The following is a 26,537-nucleotide window of genomic DNA, read 5'->3' as shown; positions in this document are numbered from 1 at the left end:
CTCTGAATATTTACAACACCGTTTCTATTGAAAATAGACAGAACAGTCCATAGTAGACTATTTCTTTTTTTGCCTCACTTAAAACCTGTCTTTTCTCCCTGGTCCATTTCATCTTAAACGTTTCGCTTACTAGTTGGAGATGATGCCAATACAGGTGAGGAATGAATGGATTAATATCTTAATTTCAACAGAAGCTCTCGAATTCCTTCATCCTTTAAGATCGTATCGCTATATTTACGTGTAATTTCTGTTAAGGCAACATCATGATAAAAGAATTCCGTAAAAAACTTCACGAGTGGTTTAGATTGGGTATGCATGGCTTGCCAATCTGTATGCTCTTTGCCTGCAAACATGACTTCCTGATTATCTATAATCAGAATGCGGCTTCTCTCTAATGCTTCGTGCAGCGAGTTAGGGATAAGAATAGATACGTTGGACAAGGTCGTTTCGATGGCACCTGTCGAGTGGACTTCCACTTCTACTCCCTCATTAGACTTTCCTTCAAGAACAGGTATGTAGGGCTCAAGATCATCCGCCCACCCGGAAATGACAATAGACTTACGGGCATTTCCCATTAATTCCTTCTGCATCGATAGGATAGATTGATCTTCCTTTAATGTCCATACTCGGTCATCGGCTTCTACATCTTTTTGAGGGATATTTTTTAAGTCTTCCACATTTGACTCAAAGTCCGCTTTCAGCTTATCAATCGTTGCTTCTACAGGAAGAGCGTAATACAGACGTTTTCGATCTGCCGTAGACTCCAAAATCATTCCCTTATCCGTCATTCTCTGCAGCACTTCATATACTTTAGATCGCGGAACCCCTGAGCGTTTGACGATGGTGGTGGCATCCAATGCCTCATTCACTGTGATGAGCGCTTCATATACTTTACTTTCATACTGGGTAAATCCGAATGGTTGAAGCATCTAAGTTTTAACTCCTTACCTTCTCATTGATTTCTTCTATCTTAGCATAGTTAAAGCGGGCATAAAGAAACAATAATTCACCCTTGTAGTTTCATTGAATAAAAGTTACCATTGTAGTGGTAACTTAAGCGGAAGGGAAGAAACGAAATGGATAAACGTGTGTATTTGCTAACCATTGTGGCCTTCGTGGTAGGGATGGTTGAACTAATTATTGGAGGTATATTAGATCTAGTCGCCGAAGATCTCGGGGTAAGTGTCGGAAAAGCGGGATTATTAATATCTGTATTCTCCGTAGTCTTTGCGATTGCCGGTCCGATCTTATTAGCTCTAACGGTAAAAATAGAACGGAAACGGCTGACTTTGTGTGCGTTACTCGTTTTTTTAGCGGGCAGTATTGTAGCAGTTTTCGCCCCTAATTATACCGTGTTAATGGTAGCTAGAATCATTGGGGCGGCAAGCGGTTCGCTGCTAATTGTGCTCTGTGTCACTATGGCCTCTGCCATTTCCACTGAGGCTTACAGAGCGAGAGCGATTGGAATCATATTTATGGGAATAAGCGGTTCGTTAGTATTAGGGGTGCCTTTCGGTCTAATGTTAGGCAACGCCTTCAGCTGGCGCGCTCCCTTTATTCTCATCTCCTTATTAACGCTCTTTTCCATAGCCGGTATCTACTTCTTTATGGAAAAAATGGCACCCAAACCTTCTATTCCAATTAAAGAGCAGATACGCACCTTAAATAACCCAAAAATTTTATTTGCCCAGCTGACTTCCTTTTTATTTTTAGCGGGACATTTGACTTTATACGGTTATTTAACGCCCTTCTTAAAGTCAGCACTCGGTTTAAGCGGGACCTGGGTGAGTATTGCTTATCTCCTCTTTGGTATTGCAGCCGTTCTGGGCGGGGGAGCAGGAGGCATACTCTCTGACCGGTTTGGGACAAAGCCGACTGTGTTAGGAATAATAATGGTCTTTGGTTTATCCTTATTCGTGATTCCCTATACGACCTTTTCTCTTCCATTGTTCTTAGTAGTTATGATTATCTGGAGCATGCTCAGCTGGGCGGTCACGCCTGCACAGCAGAGTTATTTAATTGAATCGGCCCCTGAATCGGCGGATATTCAGCAAAGCTTAAATAACTCCGCTCTTCACCTCGGGATTGCCTTAGGGTCCTCTGTGGGAAGCATTGTCATTGAACGAGCTTCTGTGGAGCAGAATGCGACCACTGGTGGAATTTTTGTCGTGCTTGCCCTCGGTGCTGCCCTCTTCTCTATGACCCGTCAACGAGTAAATACGGCTGTCGTTTCAGACCAGGAGGCCGGTACGGGAGCCTATTAGCAGGAAAGGAAAAACATCAACCACTCCAGCCTAGTTCCGGAGCAGTTATTCTGGAGAATCTATCACCTTTCCTTAAAAAAACGCGTGAAATTCAGGTTTCGGAGAACTGATTTCACGCGTTTTTTATTCTATGAAGTTTCTTGTTGATTTACTTAAACCAGTGAAGCGGAGCAGGGGCAGTATTTTCAAAGACGTGTTTCACTTCTGTATATTCTTCGAGACCTTGCTTTCCTAATTCGCGTCCAATACCAGAAGACTTATACCCTCCCCAGGGAGCCTGCGCAAAGTAAGGATGGAAATCATTAATCCATACGGTACCCATACGCAGTTGACTTGCCATTCGCTCTGCTTTTCTACTGTCCTTTGTCCATACGGCTCCGGCTAACCCATAGATCGTATCATTGGCTAATTGGACAGCTTCGTCCTCCGTACTGAACCGTTCAATCGTTAGCAATGGACCGAATGTTTCTTCCTGAACTATCCGCATGCCGGACGTACATTCCGTGAATATCGTCGGTTCAAAGAAGAATCCCGCTTGTAGCTCTTCTGCTTCAGGACGCTTTCCGCCTATCCTCAAGTTCGCTCCTTCCTCAATGCCTATCCGGACGTAATTCTCCACCTTTTCCCGATGTCTTTCAGAGATAAGAGGACCGGACTGAGTGGATTCATTAAAACCATTACCTAGTTTTATTCTCTTCGTTCTTTCAATTAATGCTTTCACAAAGTCATCGTGAAGACTGTCTTGGACTAAGAGACGCGCGCCCGCCGAACATACTTGCCCGGCGTGAAAAAATACTGCATTCATTGCCTGATCCAAAGCAGTTTCAAAGTCTGCATCTTCGAAAACAATATTAGGATTCTTTCCGCCAAGCTCCAGAGCAATCTTTTTGAAGTTAGCCGTGGCGGCAGTCATCACCTTTCTTCCTGTCTCGATTCCTCCCGTGAAGGAGATAAGATCTACTTGTGAGCTTTCTGCCAGTTTCTGACCTGTAGACGCTCCAGATCCCAGAACTAGATTAACTACCCCTGCTGGAATTCCTGCCTCCTCTATTAACTCTGTCACTTTGACCGTGGTTAAGGGGGTTATCTCACTAGGCTTAATGATTAAAGTATTTCCTGCTGCCAGAGCAGGAGCAAGCTTCCACGCTGCCTGCAATAATGGATAGTTCCACGGGGTAATTTGGCCACATACACCGACAGGCTCACGAACGACTTTGCTCCGGGACTCTGGGATAGGCGATTCGATGACTTCGCCGCCATCTTTATCTGCTAACCCGCCATAATAACGAAATACCTCGGCGATATCTGCCATGTCCGCCAAGCTTTCTGTTAAAGTCTTTCCTGTGTCTAAGGTTTCAAGTTCTGCCAATTCCTGCTGATCACGTTCAATCAATTCAGCGATTTTCAGTATCCGTTTTTCCCGTTCTGGTGCTGGAGTACAGCTCCAATCTCCTTGATCAAATGCTTCTCTTGCTGCATGAATGGCGGCTTGAGCATCCACCTCATTTCCTTCAGCTGCCAAGGCAATTGTTTCTTGATTGAATGGGTCCAAAATGGTTCGTGTTTCACCGCTTTCCGCAGGAACCCACTTTCCGTTAATGTACATAGATCTCATTTTCATAGAACCTTTTCCTCCTTTACAAACTATAGATGACTATTCCAAGTCCTGCTGAAATGCCTAGCACCCATATTGGGGATATTTTTTTATACAGCATCCCCACAGCAAGGAACAGGATACCGATTTGAGGAAAATCAGCTGCCGTTGAAAATAGACCATCACTTATGGCTAATTGAACCCCGGCAAATGTAATCAGTGCTGTTATGACAGGGCGGATCCCACGCAAACTGTGATGCAGTACATGGGTTTGTCTATGCTTTACAAATAGCTTGATCAATAATAAAACCGCTATAAAAGAAGGCAGCAAATTACTTAAGGCGGAAATCATCGCTCCAGGGACGCCGGCAGCTTGATAGCCGATAAACAAGGCAGAATTAGCGGCAATCGGTCCTGGAGCAGAACTAGTAATCACGATAATATCCGTGAATTGCTGATCAGTCAGCCAATGATGATCCCTGACGGCTTCGCTCATCAAAGGAATCATAGCGTAACCGCCTCCAAAGCCAAACAGCCCCACCTTAAAAAATGCCGCGAATAGATGGAGGTAGATCATCATTCCCTGCTCCTTTTAATTCGATCCCTATAATAGAAGCAACCTGCAAGGCCGCCCCCTAAGATAAGAAAGGCAGCGGAAACCTCCAGCACGAAGAGCAGAACAATCGAGAGGATGAGCAATAGGAGAGTAAACGAATCCTTTATCGACATTCTTCCAATCTTCCATGCTGCAAATATAATAAGACCGACGATAGCCGGACGTATCCCTTTAAAGGCCGCGTCTACTACTGGTAGACTTTGATAATGAAGATAGAGATAAGTTAACAGGATAATAATTAGATTCGCTGGTAACAGCATTCCGAGCATGGCAGCCACAGCTCCTCCTATTCCCTGCACTTTAAAGCCCATATAAATCGAAGCATTGATCGCAATGGATCCCGGCGCAGATTGGGCAATCGCGAAAATACTGGGCACCTCCTCACTGGTAAACCACTCCCTCTTCCTGACCATTTCAGATTCAATATGAGGAATCATCGCTGCCCCGCCGCCAAAGGTCACCGGACTAATCTTCGCAAACGCAAAGAAAACGGTATACACCCGACCCAGGTAACTCTGACACGATCTGAGTAAGTTCAGTTGAGAAAACAACCGGCTATTCGCCGCCTAGAATGCGGGTACTATGAGGAGGCTGGACTTTCGTTTCTGGATCAATGTAATGCTTCGCCTGGCTGATAGCCGTCGGCGCTTCTCCAAAGCCCGTCGCGATTAACTTAACTTTTCCATCATAAGAAGTAATATCACCAGCTGCATAAATTCCCGAGATATTCGTTTCCATCTTCTGATTCACGACAATGGAATTCTTCTCAAGCTGCAATCCCCATTCTTTGATCGCTCCAAGACTGGAAAGAAACCCATGATTGACAATTAACGAATCAATTTCCAGGTTTTCAGAGTTTTCCCCTTTTGGTTCCTTTAAGACAATGGATTCTATACAGTCGTCTGTTCCCACCAGTTCATCGATCGCTCTCGGAGTTTTAATTTTGACATTGGTTTCTTTTAATTGGTTGACGCTGGACTCGTGAGCCCTGAATTGGTTTCGTCTATGAACGAGTGTAATCTCATCTGCCACATCTTCCAGCATTAACGCCCAGTCCACCGCTGAATCGCCTCCGCCGGAAATACACACTCTCTGTCCTTGATAGGACTGCAGATCAGTAATCGAATAAAAAAGGTTTTTCCCTTCATACTTATGAGCTGTATCATGCTTAAGCTTCCGCGGCTGAAAAGCTCCTGCTCCACTTGTGATTAACACCGTCTTAGAGTAATGCACGCCTTGTGTCGTCGTTACTTTAAAGAGATGTTCCTCAAGCTTTTCCACATCCTGAACATTCTCTTCTAGACAGATGTCAGGGTCAAACTGAGCCGCTTGTTCCTCTAACTGATGAACTAAATCTTTAGCTAATACTTTAGGCGAACCGGCTACGTCATAAATATATTTTTCCGGATATAAAGCCATTAATTGTCCCCCAGGCTGAGGTAAGCTGTCTATTATTTTCACCGACATTTCTCTCATGCCTCCGTAAAAGGCAGCAAATAACCCCGTAGGACCTCCACCAATAATAATGACATCTGAAACGTTTGCCGTATTGTCCATCTTCTTCACCCGCTTTCTCTATTATTTGTAAACAATCACGTTTTCTTCTTCGACACGCACCTTGAAGCTTGGTATCTTCTTGCTGGGATTGGCAAGCATTCTTCCTTCATTCTTAATATCAAACTCTCTCCCATGCCATGGACAGCGAATGATTTCACCTTCATGACTGTACTGGTAGTCTCCCGGCTGGCTCGAATCTGTGGTCGCCCCGCACATCATTCCTTTATCAAGAGGAGCGCCCTGGTGAATGCATTGATTTAAGAAGGCATAGAACTCTCCGTCCGGCGTGCGGCATACTAATAGATTCTGCTTTCCGAAGCTGGATTTCATCATTTCTCCAGGCTGAACATCTGAGGTTTTACAAACGATTTGTTCCATCGATTTCTCACTCCTTTGTATTGGGCAGTTTAGGGTAAAAGTTTTTGGCGTTATCTGCAAAAATCTTTTTCTTTAACTCGGGATCCATCTTAGGTAATGCCCGCTGCGGCGAGTCAAAATCCCAATGAGGATAATCAGTGGAAAAACACAGCATTTCATCGGTCCCCATTTGCTCAAGCAGAGAATCAAACTCCTTCTTGGTCAGTTCCTCAGCTGGCTGAGTAGTAAAGCGAACCTGCTGCTTCATGATTTCACTTGGTTTTCTTTTCAACCACGGTACTTCATGGCGCAAATCCCGGTACTGCTGATCCATTTTCCACATTAAATGCGGAATGAATGTAAACCCGCCTTCAATCATCATTAAGCCAAGGTTCGGAAATTTCTCAAATACACCGTTGAACATCAGGCTGGTTATTTGTTTCATATGAGCGGTCGGGATCAATGTATGCCATTCAATAAAGTACCTTGGCCATTTTCCGTAGTAAACTGGTGGTTCATTATGGTGCATACCAATCATAAGCTGGTGTTTCTCAGCTGCCTCAAAGATGGGGTGATAGTACGGTTCTCCCCACATGATGTCATCAATGGGCAAGAGCACTTGGACCATTTTCGAATGAGAGCCTACTCTTTCGATCTCTTTGACAGCCTCATCCCTGTCCTGAGCGGCAATATGGACAGATCCGTATAATCGCTCATCCTTCTCCAACCAATGCTCTATCTGCCAGTTGTTATAAGCCGTTGCCAATGCTGCCGCCATTTCATGCCATCCGTGCATTGAAGAAGGAGATGGGTCTAAAGCACTCGTTAAGATACCGAACTCATGCCCGATATCGTCTAACAGCTGTTCTTGCATGAAAGCGAGATCGGACCCAGCCGGACGGCCATCAGGGACCCTTGCGTCCGCTCGATCCACTCCGGCAATGGAGGGCTGTGTGTAAGGCATATGCTTTTCCTGAACCCAGTTACAATTTTCAATATAGTGGCGAAATGGTTCATCTAATTGGTCAAGAATATCCTTATAGCTGACACGTTCGTGAATATCCGTATCTACTAGTGCAATCTTATTACTTTTCATAGATAAATCCTCCTTGTAAGTTGGCGAGTCGTCTATCTAAAAGCCTAGCAATCTCCTTGCTAAACTCCAAACCTGTTTAAAGAGGTTGAGTGGCGCTTAGCTACCTCAGTGACGTTCAGTGACGCTCAGTGACGTTCAGTGATAACTTTTTAATTTAAATAAAAAATTTTTTCTGTTTCATTTTTACAATCTTTAGGATGGGAAATTGAGGTTAATAGAACGCTGTTATATCAAAGGGTCCAGCCAAATCTCCCTCTTATGAGCCAGACTGGAAGTTTAAATGAAACTAGACGATTAGCCAGTTTGCAATTCCCTGGGAACGTATGTAACATGTAGAAATGGTAAAGCGGACCTACCCCTGAGTACGAGTTTTGTATAAAAAATAATAGACATAAGAGGTGAGTCAATGAAAAATATTTCACTTGTTTTTTGGTATGGAGTTGCCATCTGTGCACTTGTTGTTCTTTGGGGAGTCATTGGACCAGAACAATTGCAGTCGGTGACTTCGAACGTTACAACCTTTATTTCTAATCGATTTGGCTGGTACTATTTACTGATTATCATGGTCATGCTGGCTTTTTGTGTGTACTTAATTTTTTCTCGATTTAATAAGATCAAACTCGGTAAAGAAGACGATAAGCCGGAGTTCAGCTTACCTACGTGGTTTGCCATGTTATTTAGTGCTGGAATGGGGATGGGACTCGTGTTCTGGACAACAGCCGAACCGATATCTCACGCCTTTAAGAACAGTCCCGTTGCCGAAGAAGGCAGCCCTGAAGCGATCAAACAGTCGCTGCAATTTTCATTTTTTCACTGGGGTATTCATGCTTGGGCTGTCTATGCACTCGTAGCCTTAGTTCTTGCCTACTTTAAATTTCATAAAGGCTATCCAGGACTAGTGAGTGCTACCCTTATCCCGCTATTCGGTGAAAAACGAATGAAAGGGGCGATGGGTCAGCTCATCGACACACTCGCCGTTGTAGCAACAGTTGTAGGAGTGGCGGCTACGTTAGGGTTTGGTTCCGCTCAAATTAATGAAGGTCTCGCTTTCTTGTTTGACACACCAAGTAATTTCACCGTGCAATTAATTATTCTGATTGTCTCTACAGCATTATTTATCTTTTCAGCCTGGTCCGGAGTTGATAAAGGCATTAAATACTTAAGTAATATCAACATGGTGCTAGGATTCCTGCTCATGCTGTTTCTTCTGATCGTCGGTCCTACCTTATATATCCTTAATATGTTCACGGATTCTATCGGAGGATATATTACAAACTTCTTCCATATGAGCCTCCGGATCGCGCCACTAAACGAAGAAAATCGGTCCTGGATTAATAACTGGACGATCTTTTACTGGGCTTGGTGGATCTCCTGGTCTCCTTTTGTCGGAATCTTCATTGCCAGAATTTCCAAAGGCCGGACTATAAAAGAATTTATGCTCGGAGTATTATTCGTTCCAGCGATTGTTTGTTTCATCTTCTTCGCTGTATTCGGAGTGTCCGCACTGGACCTTCAGCAGAAAGGGATCGAAGCGATTTCTAAATTCCCAATGGAAACCGCTACCTTTGCTACTTTGCAGCATTATCCGCTGGGCACCTTTATGTCATTAATGACCATTGTAGTCATTGCGATCTTTTTCATTACATCTGCGGATTCCGCTACATTTGTGTTAGGAATGCTGTCAACGAATGGTTCGATAAACCCTCCAGGTCTCGTGAAAATCGCTTGGGGACTCGCTCTTTCATCAATGGCAGCCATCATTGTCTACTTTGGTGGAACCCAAGGATTACAGAACGTATTAATCATCGCCGCTTTTCCTTTCTCGATTATTGTCATGTTAATGGGATACTCTTTCTTCAAAACCGCTAGCCAAGAAATACGTGTCCATAAACCTAGCAAAAAAGACAAGAAAAATAGTGCAATTCGTAAAGCTTAATGGTTAATGCAGACTAAAAAATGTCTCCCTTCTCAACAAACGAGAGGGAGACATTTTTTCTTATTAATTTTGTTGCCCTCTCTCTTCTCAACCGCGAGTTCCGAGGCGAAACCGTACCATAAGTCCCTTAAGGCGCGGAGCAATCCGAGGAATTTTCCATTGAACTGCAGAGAATGATTCTCTCTACAGGAAAAATCCCGCTCTCTTAGAGTAGTTCCCTTATAGGTTCGTTATCTTCCTGTGGTAAGGTGTAAGGAAAAGGGATCATTTCCTTCCAGACGAGCTTAGCAAGGAGCATGAATATGACCATTTTACTATTTTTTCTCGCAGGGTTAGCAGAAATAGGTGGAGGATATTTAATATGGCTTTGGTTACGAGAGGGCAAGCCAGTATATTTTGGTGTCTTCGGAGGAATATCTTTAATACTTTACGGAATCATCGCCACACTCCAAACCTTTCCTTCCTTCGGCCGTGTTTACGCTGCTTACGGCGGGGTTTTTATTATTATGTCTGTCTTGTGGGGATGGGCGATTGATAAGAAAACTCCAGATTTCTATGATCTTCTCGGTGCCTTCATTTGTATCATTGGCGTGTTGGTCATGCTGTGGGGCCCGAGAGGCTCTTAATTTCCGAAGCTGAGATTCTATTAATCTTTCTCATCTCTCGCAAGCATTCATGTGCCTAACCAGCTCGTGAATCTCAAGCAAATCTTCAATGGAGTAATCTGATTTTACCTCATACCAATATGCGTCTTTTTTCCAAATCGCTGTCATCCCAGCATCTTGGGCTGCCTTCACATCTTTCTCCGGATGATCGCCAATAAACACACATTCTTCTGGAAATACCTGAAGTCTATCAGCCGCCCTTCTAAATATTAATGGATCCGGTTTTTTTATCCCTTCCCACTCAGAGATAAGAATCGAATCCATATAGGGATCAATGTTCAATGCCTTCATGTTATCCATTTGAAAATTTCCTTTTCCATTGGTTATCATCCCCATCAAGAACTGACTTTTCTGCAATTCCTTTAAGGTTTCTATAAGATTAGGGAAAGGAATACAGCACTCTTTGAAATGATGAAGGTAATCCCGCAGCAATTCTTCCCATGGGATGCTAGGAATATCAAAATCATCGATTAATTGTTTATACACTTGATCCTTCCAAACATAACCACGGTTATCCAGTTCAATAAACCTATTCACAAACTTTTCTTTTGTCACAGATGCCATCCGGGTGTAAAACCGTTCATACTGCTGACCAATGAAAATTTCCACGGATCTTTCCCGATTCAATAATGTCCCATCTAAGTCAAAAATAATCGCTTTAATCAAAATCAGAGTACCCCTTTCCAGGTGAAACCCAACACCTATTCGTACTTTTAGAACAGACAGTATCTAAATTCCCCAAGGAACAGGAGCTTTAAAATGCTCCCGAACCCCCTCCGCCTCCGCCAACTCCACTGCTGCCTGTACCCGCGCTATTTGCAGCGTAGACGGTTTGATTTGCGTCTTGAAATCCGTCTTGGAAGGTAACGGCAAGCAAAATGAGCACGGCCACATCCTGGTTCATCGGATGATTATCCCTTGGCAGACCTTCATACAAACCACTGCCCAAATCAAGAATGAACTGTTTAAAATTTTCTTCCTGGCTGCCCTCTTTCCAATCTCTTAAGACCGCCACCCCTCTGGCCGATTTCGGCCGGTACACAATCGCAAATAAAACGAATAATGCAATTAGGATAATGGTCACAATCATCGCAATCGGCAAGTTATAAATCGGATAGACAACCGCTAAGGGAATCAAAGCAAACGCAAGCAAGACAGCTGCCCATCGAACCTTTATACCATTTTGATACAAGTGGTTTTCTTTCACTTCTTCATTTACCGCACTTCGCCAACGACTGAAATCAGTTTGATACGTCGAATGATTTTTCTTATTTTTCACGTAGGATTTCAAATGCTCGGGTGTGAAGGTTCCCTCTGTTCCAATTTCATAGAACAGCCATTCAATAAGAGTGGATTCGTGGTGATAGTCTGTCTCCTGATGAATCACACGAAAGGATTCGTCTTCTTTCTTTTCAATATAGCCTTTTCGAACAAGATCGAGTAACGCTGCCGTTAAAATATCCGTTGAAATCCTTCCGTTTTTAACAAAAGCAAGAGTGGCAGGAAGACTCATTTCATCCTTCCATTCGACCCTTTCGCTGTCTCTTGCCGTTTCATTTTTCTTTTTAACCGCGTGTATCACAAGCAGCACCAGACAAAGAACAAAAAATCCTAATAAGTATGGGCTGAAGGTCTGCAGCAGTTCATGCCGATGATGATCCCTGGCCATCTTTTGTTCCATCTTTTCTTTGTCCGCATGAAAGTTGTTCAGAATCGTACCATTTTTCAAAGTTCCAGGGGAGAATAGAGCTGGATCATACGCCACTCGAATATCACCGTTTTCCCCCGCTGGCACAGTTCCCAGTTTAAAGAGCACACTTCCGTCGTTTACTATTTTCTCAGTACCATATGCCTCATCATATCCGACCGCAGCTAAAGGAGAGGAAGCGACTGGAGGATGCACCCCAATTGTTAAATGATGGTAGGTGGTTTCATTGCCACTATCAAAAAATGGCCAGTAAAACTGAGCGGCATCGGAATAGAATTCCATCCCTTCATGAATCACGTAGCTTAACTCAATGGTGATGGTTTCATCCTTGCCAGCTCGATAAACTTTATAGGTATGATCTTCTTGCTTAACCTCTAAGGGCTTTCCGTTTTCACTTGCCTCCACATTTGAAATAGATGACCCTTTTTTGGGAATGATTGTTCGAGTAATCCCGTGGAATTCTCCATCGAAATCATACGTGTACACTTCATCCACTTGTACTTCACCATTTTTCTGAAGATAGGCATCCATGTGTGTTTGATTAATATTGAATTCGACAGCCAAGGAATGAATAGGAAATAACCCAGCCATAAGCACGGCGATCAGCATTATGATCCACTTCTTCATCTCAGTCCCTCCTCCCATTTCATATTAGTTATACGACATGCCCACACAATTGGTTTCAAAAACTGTTGAGCCCTATATTCCAAAGAGAAGTTGTGGGATTCTTTTTACGCTCTGTTTGGCAGAACAGCCTATCCAAAACGTACCTCGCATATTTTTGCTATAATTTGAAGATAATGCTGAAGGAAAGCGTGGTGCTTGATATGTTTAAAATCCTGCTCATCGAAGACGATGTAACCCTTTTCCGAGAGATTCAAGAGCGTCTGGGGCAGTGGTCGTATGATGTTCACGGTGTAAAGGACTTCCACAATGTAATGGATACCTTTACCAACCTTAAACCTGAGCTGGTAATTATAGATATTCAACTGCCGAAATTTGATGGTTTCCACTGGTGCCGGATGATCCGCGAACATTCTAACGTTCCCATCATCTTCCTATCATCAAGGGATCACCCTACAGACATGGTCATGTCTATGAATTTAGGAGCCGATGATTTTATTCAAAAACCTTTCCATTTTGACGTCCTTATTGCCAAGATCCAGGCGATTCTACGAAGGGTTTACAATTATAATACAGAAGTGAATGAACTGAAATCCTGGAATGGAGCCACTTTTGACATGGAGCGAAATCGAATCTCCAATGAGCATGGTACGATCGAATTGACGAAAAATGAGATGTTTATATTAAAACAACTCATTGATAAAAAGAATAAAATTGTCAGCCGCGAAGAACTTATTCAAAGCTTGTGGGATGATGAACGATTTGTCAGTGACAATACTTTAACCGTAAATGTGAACCGGCTGCGCAAAAGACTGACAGAGATTGAACTTGGAACCGCTATTGAAACAAAAGTCGGCCAAGGGTACATGGCCACAGAAAAGGTGTCCCCATGATCCTAAGGTATGTAAGAGAACGTCTGAGCTGGCTTTTGCTGATCCTTAGTCTTCAGGCTCTGGCTTTATTTATCGGTTACATAGATCCAACAATACCATTCACATCCGTGATCTATTATACTTTTCTCTCATTGTTAATCACCGTGCTGTTCTTTTTTATCCGCTACCCAAGAGAGACCTCCTTTTATAACCAAATGGAACAGCGTCACTTTGATTTAGATCTTTCCAGTCTTCCTGAAGGACAGCGGCCCTTTGAGAAAATTATTGAAGAGAATATGACGCATGAATTAGTCCGCTTAAAAGAAGAAGCCTCCTCCCTTCACCAAGCATCAGAGCAGGAAAAGGATGATCTGCTTGCCTGGATCCATGAAGTGAAGACTCCTTTAACAGCCATGCATTTGATCATTCAACGACTGGAGGACGCTAAAGCAAAGCAGCAGCTCACTTATGAATGGCTCAGAGTCCACCTGCTGCTCGATCAACAGCTTCACCAGAAGCGTATTCCATTTATCGAGAATGATTTGTATATTGAAAAGGTCGAACTTGAGCCTCTCATATTTAACGAAATTAAAACGTTACAATCGTGGTGCATGCAAAAAGGAATTGGATTCGACATAGTAATAGAGGAAAAGGAAGTGCTGAGTGACGCCAAGTGGCTGACCTTTATCATCCGCCAGTTCTTAACCAATGCGGTCAAATATAGTGAATCAACAGACATAGAGGTTAGAACAGCGATTCGCAAGGGTCATACGCAGCTGATCATCCAAGATCACGGCAGAGGAATCGACTCTAAAGACCTCCCCCGAATCTTTGATAAGGGCTTTACTTCTACGAGCGATCATAATGATGGAAAAGCAACGGGAATGGGCTTATATTTAGCTGCAAAAGTCGCCGCTTCGCTGAAAATTGAATTAAGTATGAACTCCGTACTTCATGAAGGTACAACCGCCTTTCTTATCTTTCCCAATCAAAATGACTTTGTCCATATCACAAGCATGTGACAGAAATGTCATATGCTTGTGTTGTTTTGTTCGCCGAATGAAAGGAAAAGGTACTTTCCCAGCTTTTATAATGAATTTAGATACTTGAAACGGGAGGAATGAAAACATGGCTATTTTAGAAGCCGTAAAAATTCATAAAAGCTATGGAAATAAATTTACCAAACAAGAGGTTTTAAAGGGGATTGATCTGAGAATTGCCAAAGGGGAATTTGTCAGTATTATGGGAGCATCAGGCTCAGGAAAAACAACGCTGTTAAATGTCCTCTCTTCCATCGACCGTGTCAGTCATGGCTCTATCAAAATTGAGGATACCGAAATTACTGGCAGAAAGGAAAAGAAGCTGGCAGAGTTCCGTAAACATCATCTTGGCTTTATTTTTCAAGAATATAACCTGCTTGATACATTAACCGTAAAGGAAAATATTCTGCTTCCGCTTTCTATTTCTAAAGTACCGAGAAAAGAAGCGCTCACACGCTTTGAAGCGCTGGCAAAGGATTTAGGAATATTAGAAATCGCGGACAAGTATCCAAATGAAATTTCAGGCGGACAGAAACAGCGAACATCGGCAGCTCGGGCATTTGTTCACCAGCCGAGCATCATTTTTGCAGATGAGCCTACGGGAGCTTTAGATTCCAAGTCCGCATCTGACCTGCTCAATAAGCTGAGCGAGCTTAATGAAAAACGTTCGTCAACAATCGCGATGGTAACGCACGATCCCGTTGCGGCCAGTTATTGCACCCGGGTAATCTTTATTAAAGATGGGCAGATTTACACGCAGCTGACAAAGGGTGAGCAATCGCGGCAGACCTTTTTCAAAGATATTATGAAAACACAAGGCGTCTTGGGCGGTGTTCAGGATGAGTATTAATCAGCTGATTTTCCGCAGCTTGAAAAAAAATCTGAAGAACTATTATCTTTACGTGTTTGCGCTCATCTTCAGTGTTGCTTTGTACTTTTCTTTCGTCACCTTAAGATTTGATCCAGCGATGGACCCAGCCAAAGGTTCAATCAGAGGTGCCGCTGGTATAAAAGCAGCCGCGGTTCTGCTCGTTTGTATTGTTGCCGTTTTTCTGCTGTACGCGAACCAGATCTTCATCAAACGAAGGAGTCAGGAAATTGGACTCTTCCAATTGATCGGGTTAACCAAAAATCGGATCTTCCGTATGTTAACTTTGGAAAACCTCATCATCTATTTCGGCTCTTTAATCGCTGGAGTTTTCGTCGGTTTTGCTATTTCAAAGTTGATGACCATGATCCTTTTCCATATTACAGGAGTTGAAGCCGTGGCTGCGCTGCACTTTTCCACTAGGGCGGTACTGCAGACCCTGCTCATTTTCAGTGGGATTTTCATTCTTATCATGCTGACGAATTTATTCTATATTAAACGGCAAAGTATTTTAGCTTTATTCCAAGTAAAATCCACTTCCCAGGGAAAAGCGAAGAAAATGTCCGTTTTCGAAATCATCTTAGGAATCCTGGGGCTAGTGTTAATAACTGCAGGATACTACACTTCTTCCAAACTATTTGATGGCCAAATGATCAGCATGCTATTGGGCGTGATGCTCTTTATCCTAGCCTCCGTCATCCTGGGCACCTATTTATTTTATAAAGGCTCAGTACAATTCATCGGAAATATGATCAGAAAAAAGAGGCAGGGTTACTTGAATATTAATGAAGTGATGTCCCTTTCGCCTATTATGTTCCGCATGAAATCAAACGCATTATTATTAACCGTGATCACCACGGTTTCTGCACTAGCCATCGGTCTACTATCGTTAAGTTACATTGCTTACTATTCTGCAGAAAAGAACGCGGAAAGTATGGTAGCTGCCGACTTTGCTTTTACTCAGCAAGTATATGCGGACCAGTTTAAAGAAGTTCTTAAAGAAAACGGGATCCCTTATAGCAGCCAGACGGTACAAGTTCTTCAATACGAAGTCAATGCCAAGCAAATTATGAACAAGAGTCTAAACGAAAGGGAAACTGATCCAGGTGTTATTCAAATCGCTGTGATTAGTGAGAAAAGCGCCGAAGGGATTGATGTTAAAGCAGGCGAAACCATATTTACCGGCTTTAGTGATTTAACCAATGGCTTTTTGGATTTTGATCATACTGGAAGTCTCACATTCAAGGGTAAAAAAGAGACTATTCCTATGCAGTTGGTCGGTACGAAAGATAAGTCTTATGTAAGTGGTTTCTTTACAAATGGCAGTTTACCTGTTGCCGTTGTGGATTCATCCACCTTTCAGCAATTATATCAGCAGCGGAATAAAGAATTGCAGACACCCTATAAGCACATACCGGTCAATATCACCGCTTCCGATGATATCGAGAAGGCCAATACAATATTCGATAAAATCGACAGGGGAGATTCCCCTCAATATTCAAAGCTCGAACACACACAAAGGCAAAAGAAAGCCCTTGGCCTTTCCATGTTTATCGTTGGATTTCTCGGTCTGACCTTCCTAATCACCTCAGGCTGTGTGCTCTACTTCAAACAAATGGACGAGGGCGAAGAAGAAAAGGCAAGCTACACGATTCTAAGAAAACTTGGCTTTACGCAGAGAGACCTAATCAGAGGCATTCAGGGAAAACAGCTGTTCAATTTTGGAATACCTCTTATTGTGGGACTTTCACACAGCTACTTTGCCGTGAAATCAGGCTGGTTTATATTTGGAACAGAGTTGTGGACGCCGATGATCATCGTTATGGGTGTTTATACAGCGCTCTATTCCATATTTGGGATCCTATCGACCCTTTACTATAAAAAAATCATTCAGGATGCACTTTAAAAGGAACCCGCGGGAACAGCAAAAAGGACTATTTATTATAATTAAATCCGAACAATGATGAAATGGTGCATCATTGTTCGAATTCTTTGTTAGGAGCAAGATTTCTAGACGTTTCTCTGCCGCCGCCATGGAATAATAGAGTATGGACGTATACATTATAAACTTAGGAAAAAATCTTTAGTCATCGTTTGTTTAAGTCAATCCCCAAGAGCCCTGCCAGCAAGCATTCTTAATACAGCGTCATCCATCGGCGGATTATGAAGTCCTGCTCGCACGTCACGATAATATTTTTCAAAAGAATATTTTCTGGATAATCCGCGGCCGCCGGCTATTCTCATTGCTAGATCGACAACTTCATTTGCCGCATTCGTAACGGCAAGCTTCACAGTAGCCAGTTCCGCTCCCATATTTTTTCGATATCCTGGTTCTTCATCCCATTTTCTAGCTGTTGCGTACATAAAAGAGTGGGCTTGAATCAGTTTCCATTCCATTTCACCGATCTTATCTTGAATATGAGCCGTTTCCGAAATCGGAGTGTCGAGACTGTTCGGCTGAAATGACTGGGCAAACTCTACGGCATCGTTCCTGGCCGCCACAGCAATCCCTAAATAACAGGCAGGGATATGGAGCAGCCAGCCTTTTGGAACAGGCTTTCCCTCAGCCTTAGTTTCCACCAGATCCTCTACATCAAGTTCTACCTGATCTAACACGAGATCATCACTAGCCGTGCCGCGCATCCCCATCGTATCCCATGTTTTATCTACAGAAACTCCAGGATGGTGACGATCGATTAGAAACCAGCCTACTTGGTCAAGATCTTCTACATAAGCAGACACAATGTAATAATCTAGATGTTCAGCCAAAGAGGTAAACGTCTTTCTGCCTGAAACGATATAAGTATTTCCATTTCGAGTGGCTGTAGTTTCCGGGATACCTCCTCTAGTAGGACTGCCCGTTGCTGGTTCAGAGGCAGCACGGTTAACGATTTTCTGTTCTTCTGAGACTTCCTTTGCCAAACGGGCAAACTGTTTCTTACTCCATATTTGTTCATCATTTAATTCCATAAGTATTCCCTGGTGCCATCCGATTGATAAAGCAACAGCACCGTCGCCTTCTGCAATCTTCTCCTGCAGCAATAAAAATTCATATAAAGATAGATCCTCTCCTCCAGAAGAAGGAGCCAAACTTAAGGAGGGATACTTTTCTTGTTTGATGACTTTCAGCGTATGAGGAGAAAATTGAGCATCCCGGTCTGTCTCTTTCACATGGGACTTAGCTTCTTCCGATATGCGTTTTGCTTTATCAAATAATCGCTTTTGCCGGTCATTTTTTACCCAATTATCAAAGATATCCTTCATTTCTCTTCACTCCTATCCTCTAGCATCTACTAAAACCTTACTAAACCAGTCGGGATTATGCTAACGAACGGCTCACTATAAGATCAGCCATTAAGCCATAAGAAACACTGCTCTCCAACCTTCCTCTCTCTTCTTTTTCCTGGATTCCCAATGATTTTTTAAAGGATTGGCCTGCTTTCTGGAGAAATAAGTATAGAGATCAAGTTTTTTCTACAAAAAGGAGGAATCGTGTGTTTAGACTTGGAAGTATCTTCATTCCCGTTACGAACCTTGATCAATCCATTGCTTGGTATCAAAAGACGCTTGAAGCTATATTAATCGATGAGTGGGATGGCAGTGAAAAAGGAGCGAGTTTCTTTTTTCCAGAGGGAGATATGCAGCTGGGTCTTATTGAAGTAGAACAAGCCCAGCCGACAGAGTTTAAAATCAGCGAGATAAAAAGCAATCCTTATTATAACTATATCGTTCAGGACATCGACCGAGCGTATCACCATTTACTGAATCAAGGTGTAGAAGTGAGCAGCTTAAAGGAAAATAAATGGATGTCTTATTTTGATTTTTTTGACCTCGACGGCAACGCTTTTAGTGTCGTGTATGAGAAACCAAGTTCTTCGTATCACGAAATGCAGCGAAAACAGCAAAAACGGAGCTCCTAGCCTCCCTCCCCTGGCCATATTTCCAGGGGAGTTCTTTTAGCGGATCGCGTGCAAAGCCTGCTTCACTGTAGCGTAACTTTTCAGTGATAGTTCGCTGAAATCAGCATAAGGAACACTTTGTATGGCAAATTCAGGCTTAATCCCCGTTATAATCAAGGTAGTACCCATCAAGTCCAGCAGCTGATTCAACTGGTAGATCCCCATATGAATCGCTTGATTGTAGGAATGTACGGCAGAAAGGTCCAGAATCAAGTAATCATCTTTAGACTCCTTCACATGGTGACTGACGTTATCCAGCATTTGCTGAAGCCGCTCTTCATCGATGGTTCCTACAAAGGGAAGTACAGAAATATGATCTTCTACAGGCACAATCGGTGTAGACAGACGTTTCACTTCTGAAGAGTAATGACTGGCAAGCTCCTCCGCTTCTTTCCTTACTGTAATGTCTTTCTGGACTCCCACAAAAAAGGTCTGGTTCATTTGCTTAATATAAACCGGGAAAATTTGCAGCTCATTCCAAAACATTCTGCCGTTCTTTTGATAATTCTTCAGCTCGACCTGAACCTCTTCATAGTTCTTAAGCCCATCACGGATTTTCATTAGGGCATTGGGGTCAGTACCTTCCCCTTGCAGAAAACGGCAGTTCTTTCCCACCACCTCATCAGAATGATAGCCGGTTAAATCTTCAAACCCTTTATTTATGTAGATAATTGGATTATCCTCTTGTTCAGGATCTGAAATAACCACTCCAGCCCCTACATAATCAATCGCCGTTTTGATAAACTCATTTTGCTGAATCTCTTTTAATTTTTCAAATGTATTTTCCTTCATATATGATCCCCTTTGGACAGTGAAATAATTATTATTATCATAGAATGTATTCACGATAATTTCCAATCATAAAGAATTCGATCCTGCCGTTTCTAGAAAAGAGACAAGACAATCTCAAATCCATGATTTATTCTCCGCAAACCGCACAAATGTATCCACTTGCGGTAAAGAGCGAATTCTCGGCTGGTAACATAGCCAGGTTTCCCGAGTTAACTGATGGTTATGGTCTTCCAAGGCTAGATGCGGCAGTTCTCTGCACTCGGGATCCAGAATACTTTGAGGCAGAACCGTCATCCCAAGCCCCCTTTTCATCAATTGCTTGGCAGTTTCAAACTGATCTACTTTGATGGATCGTTTGATGGAAAGCCCCTTTTTGTTTAACAGCCAGCCTTCTATCAGCTTTAAGAATTCTGAATCTGTTTTAAATTCGATAAAAGGGCGTGTTTCATTTCCTCCAATAGGTTTTGTATCACATAGATAAAGAGGATCGCTGAACATTTGGGAATAATGGTGGTCTTTCACCGGCTCGCCCCGCACAATACACACGTGAAAATCAGAGGCTGCCTGCCTGATTTCTTCACTCACTCCAGTGATCAGATCAATGCTCACCGCTGGGTATATTGCCGTATAAGCTTCAAGTAATTCAGGTAAATAATGCTGACTGACAAGAGAAGAAACACCAAGAGATAATTTCCCTGAGACCACCCCTTTAGAATGTGCCACTTGAGCATGAACCGCCCTTTCCTCCTTTAAAAGCTGTTTCGCATGCTCAATAATCAGCTCACCTGCTGCTGTCAGCACTAACTTCTTAGGGGTCCGGAGGAAAATCAATACGTCAAAATATTCTTCGATATACTTTAACCTCTGCGTGATGGCGGGCTGCGAAATCAGCACCTTCCTTGCCGTAGCACGAATGGTTTGGTTTTCAAATAAGTGCACAAGCAATTGATAATCATCTATTTTCATCCACTCACCCCCATAACAATTACTTATCACTTTTCATTATAAATCGATATTATATTTATTTCATCTGAAGTAATAAACTGGTAGTAATCAAAGGAAGGGGCGGATGAACGTGAATCGAGCCAATACGACTAAATTATTAGCTGCTTACTTCTTATACGAATGCGGCCGCGCCATGTATTTTGTATTAATCACCTGGTTTTTGTTCAAATGGACCCAAGACGCCATCTATACCGGTTTGTTTGTAAGCTTCGGCTTTATCCCTGGCCTTTTGTCTAATCTAGTGTTTGGAGTGCTGGTGGATCGATACAACCGTAAGCGATTAGCAAACCTGGCAGGTGCCATTAGCTTTGTGGTCCTCCTCTTGTTAATGGCAACAGCTATCACAGGGTATATTTCTCCCTGGACTATTATTGCCGCCCATATGATGATGCAGACAGCGGGGTCTCTCTATCGTCCATCCCTGCAGGCATTAACTGCAGAAGTATTCGATAAAGAGACCTTACCCAGAATTTTCTCTTTATCCAGTTCTGCCACAATCTCAGGAGGACTCGCAGGGGCAGCTATTGGCGGAATACTTTCAGGAATGGTTCCTATTAGCGGATCTCTAGGAGTCGTACTATCTTTATACGGGGCAGCCTGGACAGCCGTATGGCGGCTTCATTATGAAAGGAATAGCCAATTATCCCCTTCTAAATCCTTGAACATCATTGGAGAATTAAAAGATGGGTTCAACTATTTATCTCTGCATCCCATGCTATACGGCCTATTTGCTATGATGATGCTCGGACAATTAACTTTTCACACAACGATTGGGTTTTTATCTGTTTATACGAGCGAGTATCTGCATCAAAATTCGGTTACTTATGGATTGCTTGATGCTTGCTTTTCAGCTGGGGGGATACTGGCAGGAATTCTTGGCACCTGGTGGTGGTATAAGTGTAAAAACCGACTGGCAGTTTGGTCGCTTACGGCAATGGCGGCAGGACTTTTCCTGCTCGGTTGTACCCAGCATTTGCTATTCGTTTTCATTGGAGTTCTAGGTGTGGGGCTTGGTACCTCCTGGATAAGAGCCTTACTCCAATCCATCCAGCAAATGTCTACAGATAAAGAGTACCATGGCCGAATGTCCAGTTTTCGTATGCTGAGCAATCAGGCATCGGTCGTCATTTCCGGTCCTATTTTCGGGGTGATTGCGGCGTCACGCGGAGCAAATGAGGTCTTCTTGTTTCTTCTAGTTCCTGTAGCTCTAGGAATCATCTGGGCAGTCTTTCAATCCAACGATCCTGCTTTTGTCAAAATTACTAACAACAAAACCGCATAAAGATAAGGTATGTCTTTTGTTAAGACATACCTCATTACGTATATTGAACTTTTTTTATCATCTATGTCCAGGGTTGACTTGAGCGGGTTTTCTTCTTCGCTTACCTTGTTTCTTCCTTCGGTGTCCTATAAACCTTTTCAACCTCAACTCCCAGAGTCTTCAAATAATCGACAATCTGGTCTAGGCTTTTCATGATTTCACCTCAGTATTGTAAAAAAGATTTGGCTCGAAACCACACCACTTCGTTCCGATTTGTACTCTATACGAATGTCTCTAACTAAACGTTTCAATAAGTCGTATAATGCACCATACCCTGTATGCTGTTCAAGTATTCAATTTTTTACACATTTTAATATTTTTTATTGAAATGCCTTTGGTTATCTTTATTTGTCTTTCCACTACTTTAAATCCCATCACTTGAAAAAAAGGAAGAGCGGTTAAACTCGCTTCTGTACGCAAGTAATCATGGCGGGTACTTGCTTCTGCTTCCATCTTCCAGAGTAATCGGCTGGCCGCTCCTCTGCGCAGATAGTCTTTATGAACAAACAGGAGATCTGCAACTCCGTCCTTCGTTAATAGACTGCAGCCTGCTAATTCTCCATCCATGATAACGACCCAGGCTGAACCAGATTGAAAACGATCCGCCCAGACCCTTTCATCTTCAAAGCAAGACGCCCAAGCGCGGAGCTGAGTTTGCGTGTACTCCTTCTCATTTACTGTGAGGATCGTTTCTCTAATGATTCGGAGTACTGCCGGGAGATCTGCTCTTCGATATTTACGCAATTCCATAAAGGTTCACCCCTGTTTCTCTATCATAACAAACTACATGCTCCGAAAATATTTAAATTTGATGACAATTTAAAGGTGAAAGAGTTCATCTACCAATTGGATAAACACTTCAACATTTTTTGGCGTAGGATTTCCTGACCGTGTCACCCTTGAAAAGTAACGAGAAGCACGCTTTATAAACGGAAGCGGAAGCATGAGCTGAGTGACATCTGAATGATCCACCACTGTTTTCGAAACTAGCGTGATACCCAGTCCTTCTTTCACTGCCTGCACAACCCCATGGTTACTCCCTATCGTAATCATTTTCTTAGGTCTGATATTATAAGATTCCAGCATCGAGTCCATGACTGCCCGGCTCCCAGAACCTGCCTCCCTCGTAATCCAAGTTTGATCCTGCAAATCTTGAAACGTCGCTTCTCTAACTTTCCAAAGCGAATGTCCCTCCGGCACGAGGATGACCATTTCATCTTCTAAAAATGGGACGGAAGACAAATCCGTATGGTTTACCTGTCCTTCAACTAACCCAAGGTCTCGTTCATGTAAGTGGACCGCTTCATTAATTATTTCCGTATTAGCTATTTGAACATCTAAATCTACAGAAGGATATCTCGAATCAAATTCTTTAAGAAGTGCCGGAAGAATATATTCCCCTACAGTGTAACTTGCGCCGATCCGAATCAAGCCCCTTAATTGATTTTGGTGTTCCAAAACTTCTGATCTTGTATTCTCAATGATCCCTAAGATTTGCCTGGCCCGCTGATAGACAAGCCCTCCTGTATCTGTCACATGAAACCTTTTTGGGGAGCGGTCAATTAACGTGGTTTGAAAATATTCTTCAAGATTCTTTATGTGGAAACTTACCGTAGGCTGCGATAAATTAAGCGTTTTAGATGCCTTCGTGAAACTTTTAAGATCGATTACGGTAATCAAAGTCTTCATTGCTTCAAAGTCCATCATTCATCTCCTATCATTAATATTATTAATGATAAACATTATAAAGTTTTATTTTACTAATGTTAAGACCCTCTATATACTATGAAAGGTATAAATTTATTAGTAAAGAAGGGGTCCTGTTGGACGTTTCATTAAAATCATTCCACTCAAAAGCTGTGCTGACCGGAATCGGATTCACAGCACTCCTCGCATTCCTGAGCTTTGAGCTTGCCAAGCTTCCAGGAATCTCTAATGTAGGACCTCTTGCTGTCGGCATTTTAATTGCTATGGTTTACCGACATTTTCTTGGCTACCCTTCCACCATTCATGAAGGAATTCAGTTTTCTGCCAAAAAACTGCTGCGATTAGCCATTATTTTATTTGGCCTGAAGTTAGACATTCATGTCATTTATCAGGAGGGTCTCCCTCTTCTATTAAAAGATATAATGGTCATTCCCTTTTCCATCGGACTGATGATGCTGCTGGCCCGTGCATTTAAAGCAGATTATTCTTTATCCTTGTTAATCGGAATAGGTACTGGCGTATGCGGAGCTTCAGCCATAGCTGCTGTATCTCCCATTTTAAAAGTGAAGGAAAAAGATACTGCCCTCAGCGTGGCCATTATTTCGGTGATCGGGACCATCTTTGCGATCGGCTATACAATTCTTCGCCCCCTTCTTCCCATTAATATAGAAGCCTACGGGATATGGGCGGGACTTAGCCTGCATGAAATTGGGCATGTAGCATTAGCTGGAACCCCTGCCGGAGAAGCGGGACTTGGGATGGCTCTCTTAGCTAAATTAGGAAGAGTCTTTTTATTAGTACCTCTAAGCCTCCTTTTGGTATGGATCATGAAGAAAAGAAGTAAGGAGAGCAGTACTCAACAAGTTGTCTTTCCTTGGTTCCTCCTCGGTTTTGTGGCGATGAGTTTGTTCGGCAGTTTTGTAAATGGACGGTTGATTCAAATCTCTGCAAATGTACTGGATGGAATTTCCACACTCACTACATTTATTTTAACCATGGCAATGGTTGGACTGGGGCTGAGCGTTAGTGTGAGTGATTTGCGGACGAGAGCTTTCAAACCTATGGTTCTACTCATCCTCACTTCTCTTCTATTGTCATTGACTACGTATTTGATCTTATAGCATAGATTTGGAAGTCTTCCGTTACGGTTGGCATTGTTGAAGAGAAATACGGAAAATCAGCTCCTGCGTCACGAACAGCTTTATTAATTCAATAGATAGAAACTAAAGAGACCAAATCAAAATCGATTTGGTCTCCTAGTCTGTTTGCAGCCTCTCCATTGGAAAAGAACTGTTTTCCTAATGTATTCACTTGTTTAATCGTTTATCCGGTATTTATTTTCTTCATCTGAAAAACGATTATAACGGCGTTGAAACCAGAAGAAAAGATGGGTAACAAGCACTTTAATAATGGCATAACCGGGAATAGCAAGCACAATGCCTATCACTCCGAACAAATGACCCGCCGTTAATAAGACAAAAATTATTGTAACTGGATGGATATGCAGACTCTTCCCCATAATTTGAGGAGAAATAAACTTACCTTCTAATAACTGAACCACTGTCCAGACGAAAGCCAGCTTTAGGACCATAAATGGAGAGGTAACGATCGCGATAATTAAAGCTGGAGTAATAGCAATCGTCGGTCCAAGATAGGGGACTACACTGGTCACGCTTGCAATAGCGGCTAACAGCAAGGCATAGTCCAGTCCGATAATGACAAAGCCAATATACATCATGATTCCTATGCAAAAGCTTACAATAATCTGGCCCTGGATATAAGCGCTTAATTGATGGTCAATTCCATTGAACATACTGGCCAGTTCAGGTCTCGCCTTTGGCGGAAAAACCCGCAGCAGCATGTCGGGCAGTTTTTTTCCGTCTTTCAGTAAATAGAACAAGATGAACGGCAGCGTAACGATCGCAATCACTACACTTGTCACGGTGGAAATTAAATTTGTAATTCCCTGAACTGTCTGTCCGGCATAGGAAGACAGATTGTCCGGAAGCTGATTAAGTATACTATCCACATCTTGAAACGTATTTGTATAATAGCCGGCAAAAATGGAATTCCTCAGCCATTCATCAATGGAGTTTACTAACTGTCTCAAATAATGCGGCAATTCTTCAGACAAACTTACTAATTGCTTTTCCAGAAACGGGATGATTAAGACAACTAGAAATGTAATTAATCCAGCTACGAGCACAAGGGTGATTAGAATCCCCCAAATTCTCTTAATCCCCCAGCTTTCCATTAACATAATCAGCGGCCGCAATAAATAATACACGATGACTGCCAAAATAATAGGCAGAGCAATCGTTTCAAAAAACACAAGAATGGGCTTAAATAAAAAAGCAACGCTTGTGTACACAAACAGGTTCAAGCCCACCATTAACAAGACTCCTAATATGTAAAGCAAGTTGCGTCCGCCGAAAAAGCGAATGATCGGCGTCCCATCCCATCGATTCATAAGTCATTACCCCTTCTCGTATCTCCACACTGTTATTACATAGTTTACCATAAGAACCAAAAACGCAATCGCGCGGGCAGCCCTGA

At 42.7% G+C, this 26,537-nt stretch carries 25 protein-coding genes; 10 read left to right on the top strand and 15 right to left on the bottom strand.

The window, feature by feature from the left end; translation table 11 throughout:
* Positions 1 to 170: 170 nt before the first annotated feature.
* Positions 171 to 929: a TrmB family transcriptional regulator gene (locus Q7A53_RS13390; RefSeq protein ID WP_411789671.1), complete on the bottom strand. Its 759-nt coding sequence runs from the start codon at positions 927 to 929 to the stop codon at positions 171 to 173.
* A 147-nt stretch (positions 930 to 1,076) separates the two neighbouring features.
* On the opposite strand from Q7A53_RS13390, the gene Q7A53_RS13385 reads away from it, so the two are divergent.
* Positions 1,077 to 2,264: an MFS transporter gene (locus tag Q7A53_RS13385; RefSeq protein ID WP_411789670.1), complete on the top strand. Its 1,188-nt coding sequence runs from the start codon at positions 1,077 to 1,079 to the stop codon at positions 2,262 to 2,264.
* Between the two features lie 148 nt (positions 2,265 to 2,412).
* Here the strand turns inward: Q7A53_RS13385 and betB are convergent, their stop codons facing one another.
* The 6 genes from betB to Q7A53_RS13355 are packed head-to-tail and all read right to left on the bottom strand — an operon-like array spanning position 2,413 to position 7,484.
* Positions 2,413 to 3,879: a betaine-aldehyde dehydrogenase gene (gene betB / locus Q7A53_RS13380; protein ID WP_411789785.1), complete on the bottom strand. Its 1,467-nt coding sequence runs from the start codon at positions 3,877 to 3,879 to the stop codon at positions 2,413 to 2,415.
* Between the two features lie 22 nt (positions 3,880 to 3,901).
* A complete protein-coding gene (locus Q7A53_RS13375; RefSeq protein ID WP_411789669.1) occupies positions 3,902 to 4,438 on the bottom strand; it encodes a chromate transporter in 537 nt (178 codons plus the stop codon).
* Positions 4,435 to 5,025, bottom strand: a complete 591-nt coding sequence (locus tag Q7A53_RS13370; protein ID WP_411789668.1) for a chromate transporter — start codon at positions 5,023 to 5,025, stop codon at positions 4,435 to 4,437. The genes Q7A53_RS13375 and Q7A53_RS13370 overlap by 4 nt, the downstream gene beginning before the upstream one ends.
* A gap of 4 nt (positions 5,026 to 5,029) precedes the next feature.
* Positions 5,030 to 6,031 (bottom strand): NAD(P)/FAD-dependent oxidoreductase, encoded by a 1,002-nt coding sequence (locus Q7A53_RS13365; RefSeq protein WP_411789667.1) that lies wholly within the window; start codon positions 6,029 to 6,031, stop codon positions 5,030 to 5,032.
* A gap of 21 nt (positions 6,032 to 6,052) precedes the next feature.
* A complete protein-coding gene (locus Q7A53_RS13360) occupies positions 6,053 to 6,409 on the bottom strand; it encodes a Rieske (2Fe-2S) protein (RefSeq protein WP_411789666.1) in 357 nt (118 codons plus the stop codon).
* 7 nt (positions 6,410 to 6,416) lie between these two features.
* Entirely contained in the window at positions 6,417 to 7,484 is a 1,068-nt protein-coding gene (locus Q7A53_RS13355) for an amidohydrolase family protein (protein WP_411789665.1), read from the bottom strand.
* A gap of 406 nt (positions 7,485 to 7,890) precedes the next feature.
* Between Q7A53_RS13355 and Q7A53_RS13350 the strand changes: the two genes are divergently transcribed.
* Both Q7A53_RS13350 and Q7A53_RS13345 read left to right on the top strand, forming a co-directional pair.
* Positions 7,891 to 9,420: a BCCT family transporter gene (locus Q7A53_RS13350; protein WP_411789664.1), complete on the top strand. Its 1,530-nt coding sequence runs from the start codon at positions 7,891 to 7,893 to the stop codon at positions 9,418 to 9,420.
* 296 nt (positions 9,421 to 9,716) lie between these two features.
* Positions 9,717 to 10,046: a YnfA family protein gene (locus Q7A53_RS13345; RefSeq protein ID WP_411789663.1), complete on the top strand. Its 330-nt coding sequence runs from the start codon at positions 9,717 to 9,719 to the stop codon at positions 10,044 to 10,046.
* 30 nt (positions 10,047 to 10,076) lie between these two features.
* Here the strand turns inward: Q7A53_RS13345 and Q7A53_RS13340 are convergent, their stop codons facing one another.
* Entirely contained in the window at positions 10,077 to 10,751 is a 675-nt protein-coding gene (locus tag Q7A53_RS13340; protein WP_411789662.1) for an HAD family hydrolase, read from the bottom strand.
* An 88-nt stretch (positions 10,752 to 10,839) separates the two neighbouring features.
* The gene (locus tag Q7A53_RS13335) at positions 10,840 to 12,420 is read right to left on the bottom strand and encodes a DUF2207 domain-containing protein (protein WP_411789661.1); all 1,581 of its coding nucleotides are present in this window, start codon (positions 12,418 to 12,420) and stop codon (positions 10,840 to 10,842) included.
* A gap of 200 nt (positions 12,421 to 12,620) precedes the next feature.
* Here Q7A53_RS13335 and Q7A53_RS13330 point away from each other — a divergent pair, with 200 nt between their 5' ends.
* From Q7A53_RS13330 to Q7A53_RS13315, 4 genes are all read left to right on the top strand, one after another.
* Positions 12,621 to 13,310 carry a response regulator transcription factor gene (locus tag Q7A53_RS13330; protein ID WP_411789784.1) on the top strand — a complete coding sequence of 230 codons (690 nt, stop codon included), beginning with the start codon at positions 12,621 to 12,623 and terminating at the stop codon, positions 13,308 to 13,310.
* Complete coding sequence (locus Q7A53_RS13325; RefSeq protein WP_411789660.1) at positions 13,307 to 14,311, top strand: sensor histidine kinase; 1,005 nt, start codon at positions 13,307 to 13,309, stop codon at positions 14,309 to 14,311. The genes Q7A53_RS13330 and Q7A53_RS13325 overlap by 4 nt, the downstream gene beginning before the upstream one ends.
* A gap of 106 nt (positions 14,312 to 14,417) precedes the next feature.
* Positions 14,418 to 15,179: an ABC transporter ATP-binding protein gene (locus Q7A53_RS13320; protein ID WP_411789659.1), complete on the top strand. Its 762-nt coding sequence runs from the start codon at positions 14,418 to 14,420 to the stop codon at positions 15,177 to 15,179.
* Complete coding sequence (locus Q7A53_RS13315; protein WP_411789658.1) at positions 15,169 to 17,103, top strand: ABC transporter permease; 1,935 nt, start codon at positions 15,169 to 15,171, stop codon at positions 17,101 to 17,103. Before Q7A53_RS13320 ends, Q7A53_RS13315 begins: the two co-directional genes overlap by 11 nt.
* A gap of 197 nt (positions 17,104 to 17,300) precedes the next feature.
* Here the strand turns inward: Q7A53_RS13315 and Q7A53_RS13310 are convergent, their stop codons facing one another.
* Positions 17,301 to 18,461: an acyl-CoA dehydrogenase family protein gene (locus Q7A53_RS13310; RefSeq protein ID WP_411789657.1), complete on the bottom strand. Its 1,161-nt coding sequence runs from the start codon at positions 18,459 to 18,461 to the stop codon at positions 17,301 to 17,303.
* Positions 18,462 to 18,691: 230 nt separating this feature from the next.
* On the opposite strand from Q7A53_RS13310, the gene Q7A53_RS13305 reads away from it, so the two are divergent.
* On the top strand, positions 18,692 to 19,117 hold the full coding sequence (locus Q7A53_RS13305) for a VOC family protein (RefSeq protein ID WP_411789656.1): 426 nt from the start codon (positions 18,692 to 18,694) through the stop codon (positions 19,115 to 19,117).
* Between the two features lie 36 nt (positions 19,118 to 19,153).
* Here Q7A53_RS13305 and Q7A53_RS13300 read toward each other — a convergent pair whose 3' ends face one another.
* Positions 19,154 to 19,948, bottom strand: a complete 795-nt coding sequence (locus tag Q7A53_RS13300; protein WP_411789655.1) for a YtvA family blue-light photoreceptor — start codon at positions 19,946 to 19,948, stop codon at positions 19,154 to 19,156.
* A 114-nt stretch (positions 19,949 to 20,062) separates the two neighbouring features.
* Positions 20,063 to 20,914 carry a LysR family transcriptional regulator gene (locus Q7A53_RS13295; RefSeq protein WP_411789654.1) on the bottom strand — a complete coding sequence of 284 codons (852 nt, stop codon included), beginning with the start codon at positions 20,912 to 20,914 and terminating at the stop codon, positions 20,063 to 20,065.
* Between the two features lie 103 nt (positions 20,915 to 21,017).
* Between Q7A53_RS13295 and Q7A53_RS13290 the strand changes: the two genes are divergently transcribed.
* Complete coding sequence (locus tag Q7A53_RS13290; RefSeq protein ID WP_411789653.1) at positions 21,018 to 22,235, top strand: MFS transporter; 1,218 nt, start codon at positions 21,018 to 21,020, stop codon at positions 22,233 to 22,235.
* 324 nt (positions 22,236 to 22,559) lie between these two features.
* Here Q7A53_RS13290 and Q7A53_RS13285 read toward each other — a convergent pair whose 3' ends face one another.
* Positions 22,560 to 23,024 (bottom strand): GNAT family N-acetyltransferase, encoded by a 465-nt coding sequence (locus Q7A53_RS13285; RefSeq protein WP_411789652.1) that lies wholly within the window; start codon positions 23,022 to 23,024, stop codon positions 22,560 to 22,562.
* A gap of 69 nt (positions 23,025 to 23,093) precedes the next feature.
* A complete protein-coding gene (locus Q7A53_RS13280) occupies positions 23,094 to 23,978 on the bottom strand; it encodes a LysR substrate-binding domain-containing protein (protein ID WP_411789651.1) in 885 nt (294 codons plus the stop codon).
* A gap of 119 nt (positions 23,979 to 24,097) precedes the next feature.
* On the opposite strand from Q7A53_RS13280, the gene Q7A53_RS13275 reads away from it, so the two are divergent.
* On the top strand, positions 24,098 to 25,102 hold the full coding sequence (locus Q7A53_RS13275; RefSeq protein WP_411789650.1) for a YeiH family protein: 1,005 nt from the start codon (positions 24,098 to 24,100) through the stop codon (positions 25,100 to 25,102).
* A gap of 194 nt (positions 25,103 to 25,296) precedes the next feature.
* Here the strand turns inward: Q7A53_RS13275 and Q7A53_RS13270 are convergent, their stop codons facing one another.
* Complete coding sequence (locus Q7A53_RS13270; RefSeq protein ID WP_411789649.1) at positions 25,297 to 26,451, bottom strand: AI-2E family transporter; 1,155 nt, start codon at positions 26,449 to 26,451, stop codon at positions 25,297 to 25,299.
* Between the last annotated feature and the right edge of the window lie 86 nt (positions 26,452 to 26,537).

Origin of the sequence: Halobacillus rhizosphaerae, from assembly GCF_046719735.1 — a bacterium.
Taxonomy (GTDB): Bacteria; Bacillota; Bacilli; order Bacillales; family Halobacillaceae; genus Halobacillus_B; species Halobacillus_B rhizosphaerae.
The sequence above is the reverse complement of the archived record's forward strand: the minus strand, read 5'-3'. Positions and strand labels throughout refer to the sequence as shown.

What these genes read in the sequence shown, in the direction of transcription:
- Q7A53_RS13390 (WP_411789671.1), bottom strand. Translation starts at nt 929, where the DNA reads ATGCTTCAACCATTCGGATTTACCCAGTATGAAAGTAAAGTATATGAA.
- Q7A53_RS13385 (WP_411789670.1), top strand. Translation starts at nt 1,077, where the DNA reads ATGGATAAACGTGTGTATTTGCTAACCATTGTGGCCTTCGTGGTAGGG.
- betB (WP_411789785.1), bottom strand. Translation starts at nt 3,879, where the DNA reads ATGAGATCTATGTACATTAACGGAAAGTGGGTTCCTGCGGAAAGCGGT.
- Q7A53_RS13375 (WP_411789669.1), bottom strand. Translation starts at nt 4,438, where the DNA reads ATGATGATCTACCTCCATCTATTCGCGGCATTTTTTAAGGTGGGGCTG.
- Q7A53_RS13365 (WP_411789667.1), bottom strand. Translation starts at nt 6,031, where the DNA reads ATGGACAATACGGCAAACGTTTCAGATGTCATTATTATTGGTGGAGGT.
- Q7A53_RS13360 (WP_411789666.1), bottom strand. Translation starts at nt 6,409, where the DNA reads ATGGAACAAATCGTTTGTAAAACCTCAGATGTTCAGCCTGGAGAAATG.
- Q7A53_RS13355 (WP_411789665.1), bottom strand. Translation starts at nt 7,484, where the DNA reads ATGAAAAGTAATAAGATTGCACTAGTAGATACGGATATTCACGAACGT.
- Q7A53_RS13350 (WP_411789664.1), top strand. Translation starts at nt 7,891, where the DNA reads ATGAAAAATATTTCACTTGTTTTTTGGTATGGAGTTGCCATCTGTGCA.
- Q7A53_RS13345 (WP_411789663.1), top strand. Translation starts at nt 9,717, where the DNA reads ATGAATATGACCATTTTACTATTTTTTCTCGCAGGGTTAGCAGAAATA.
- Q7A53_RS13335 (WP_411789661.1), bottom strand. Translation starts at nt 12,420, where the DNA reads ATGAAGAAGTGGATCATAATGCTGATCGCCGTGCTTATGGCTGGGTTA.
- Q7A53_RS13330 (WP_411789784.1), top strand. Translation starts at nt 12,621, where the DNA reads ATGTTTAAAATCCTGCTCATCGAAGACGATGTAACCCTTTTCCGAGAG.
- Q7A53_RS13325 (WP_411789660.1), top strand. Translation starts at nt 13,307, where the DNA reads ATGATCCTAAGGTATGTAAGAGAACGTCTGAGCTGGCTTTTGCTGATC.
- Q7A53_RS13320 (WP_411789659.1), top strand. Translation starts at nt 14,418, where the DNA reads ATGGCTATTTTAGAAGCCGTAAAAATTCATAAAAGCTATGGAAATAAA.
- Q7A53_RS13315 (WP_411789658.1), top strand. Translation starts at nt 15,169, where the DNA reads ATGAGTATTAATCAGCTGATTTTCCGCAGCTTGAAAAAAAATCTGAAG.
- Q7A53_RS13310 (WP_411789657.1), bottom strand. Translation starts at nt 18,461, where the DNA reads ATGAAGGATATCTTTGATAATTGGGTAAAAAATGACCGGCAAAAGCGA.
- Q7A53_RS13300 (WP_411789655.1), bottom strand. Translation starts at nt 19,948, where the DNA reads ATGAAGGAAAATACATTTGAAAAATTAAAAGAGATTCAGCAAAATGAG.
- Q7A53_RS13295 (WP_411789654.1), bottom strand. Translation starts at nt 20,914, where the DNA reads ATGAAAATAGATGATTATCAATTGCTTGTGCACTTATTTGAAAACCAA.
- Q7A53_RS13290 (WP_411789653.1), top strand. Translation starts at nt 21,018, where the DNA reads ATGAACGTGAATCGAGCCAATACGACTAAATTATTAGCTGCTTACTTC.
- Q7A53_RS13285 (WP_411789652.1), bottom strand. Translation starts at nt 23,024, where the DNA reads ATGGAATTGCGTAAATATCGAAGAGCAGATCTCCCGGCAGTACTCCGA.
- Q7A53_RS13280 (WP_411789651.1), bottom strand. Translation starts at nt 23,978, where the DNA reads ATGGACTTTGAAGCAATGAAGACTTTGATTACCGTAATCGATCTTAAA.
- Q7A53_RS13270 (WP_411789649.1), bottom strand. Translation starts at nt 26,451, where the DNA reads ATGAATCGATGGGATGGGACGCCGATCATTCGCTTTTTCGGCGGACGC.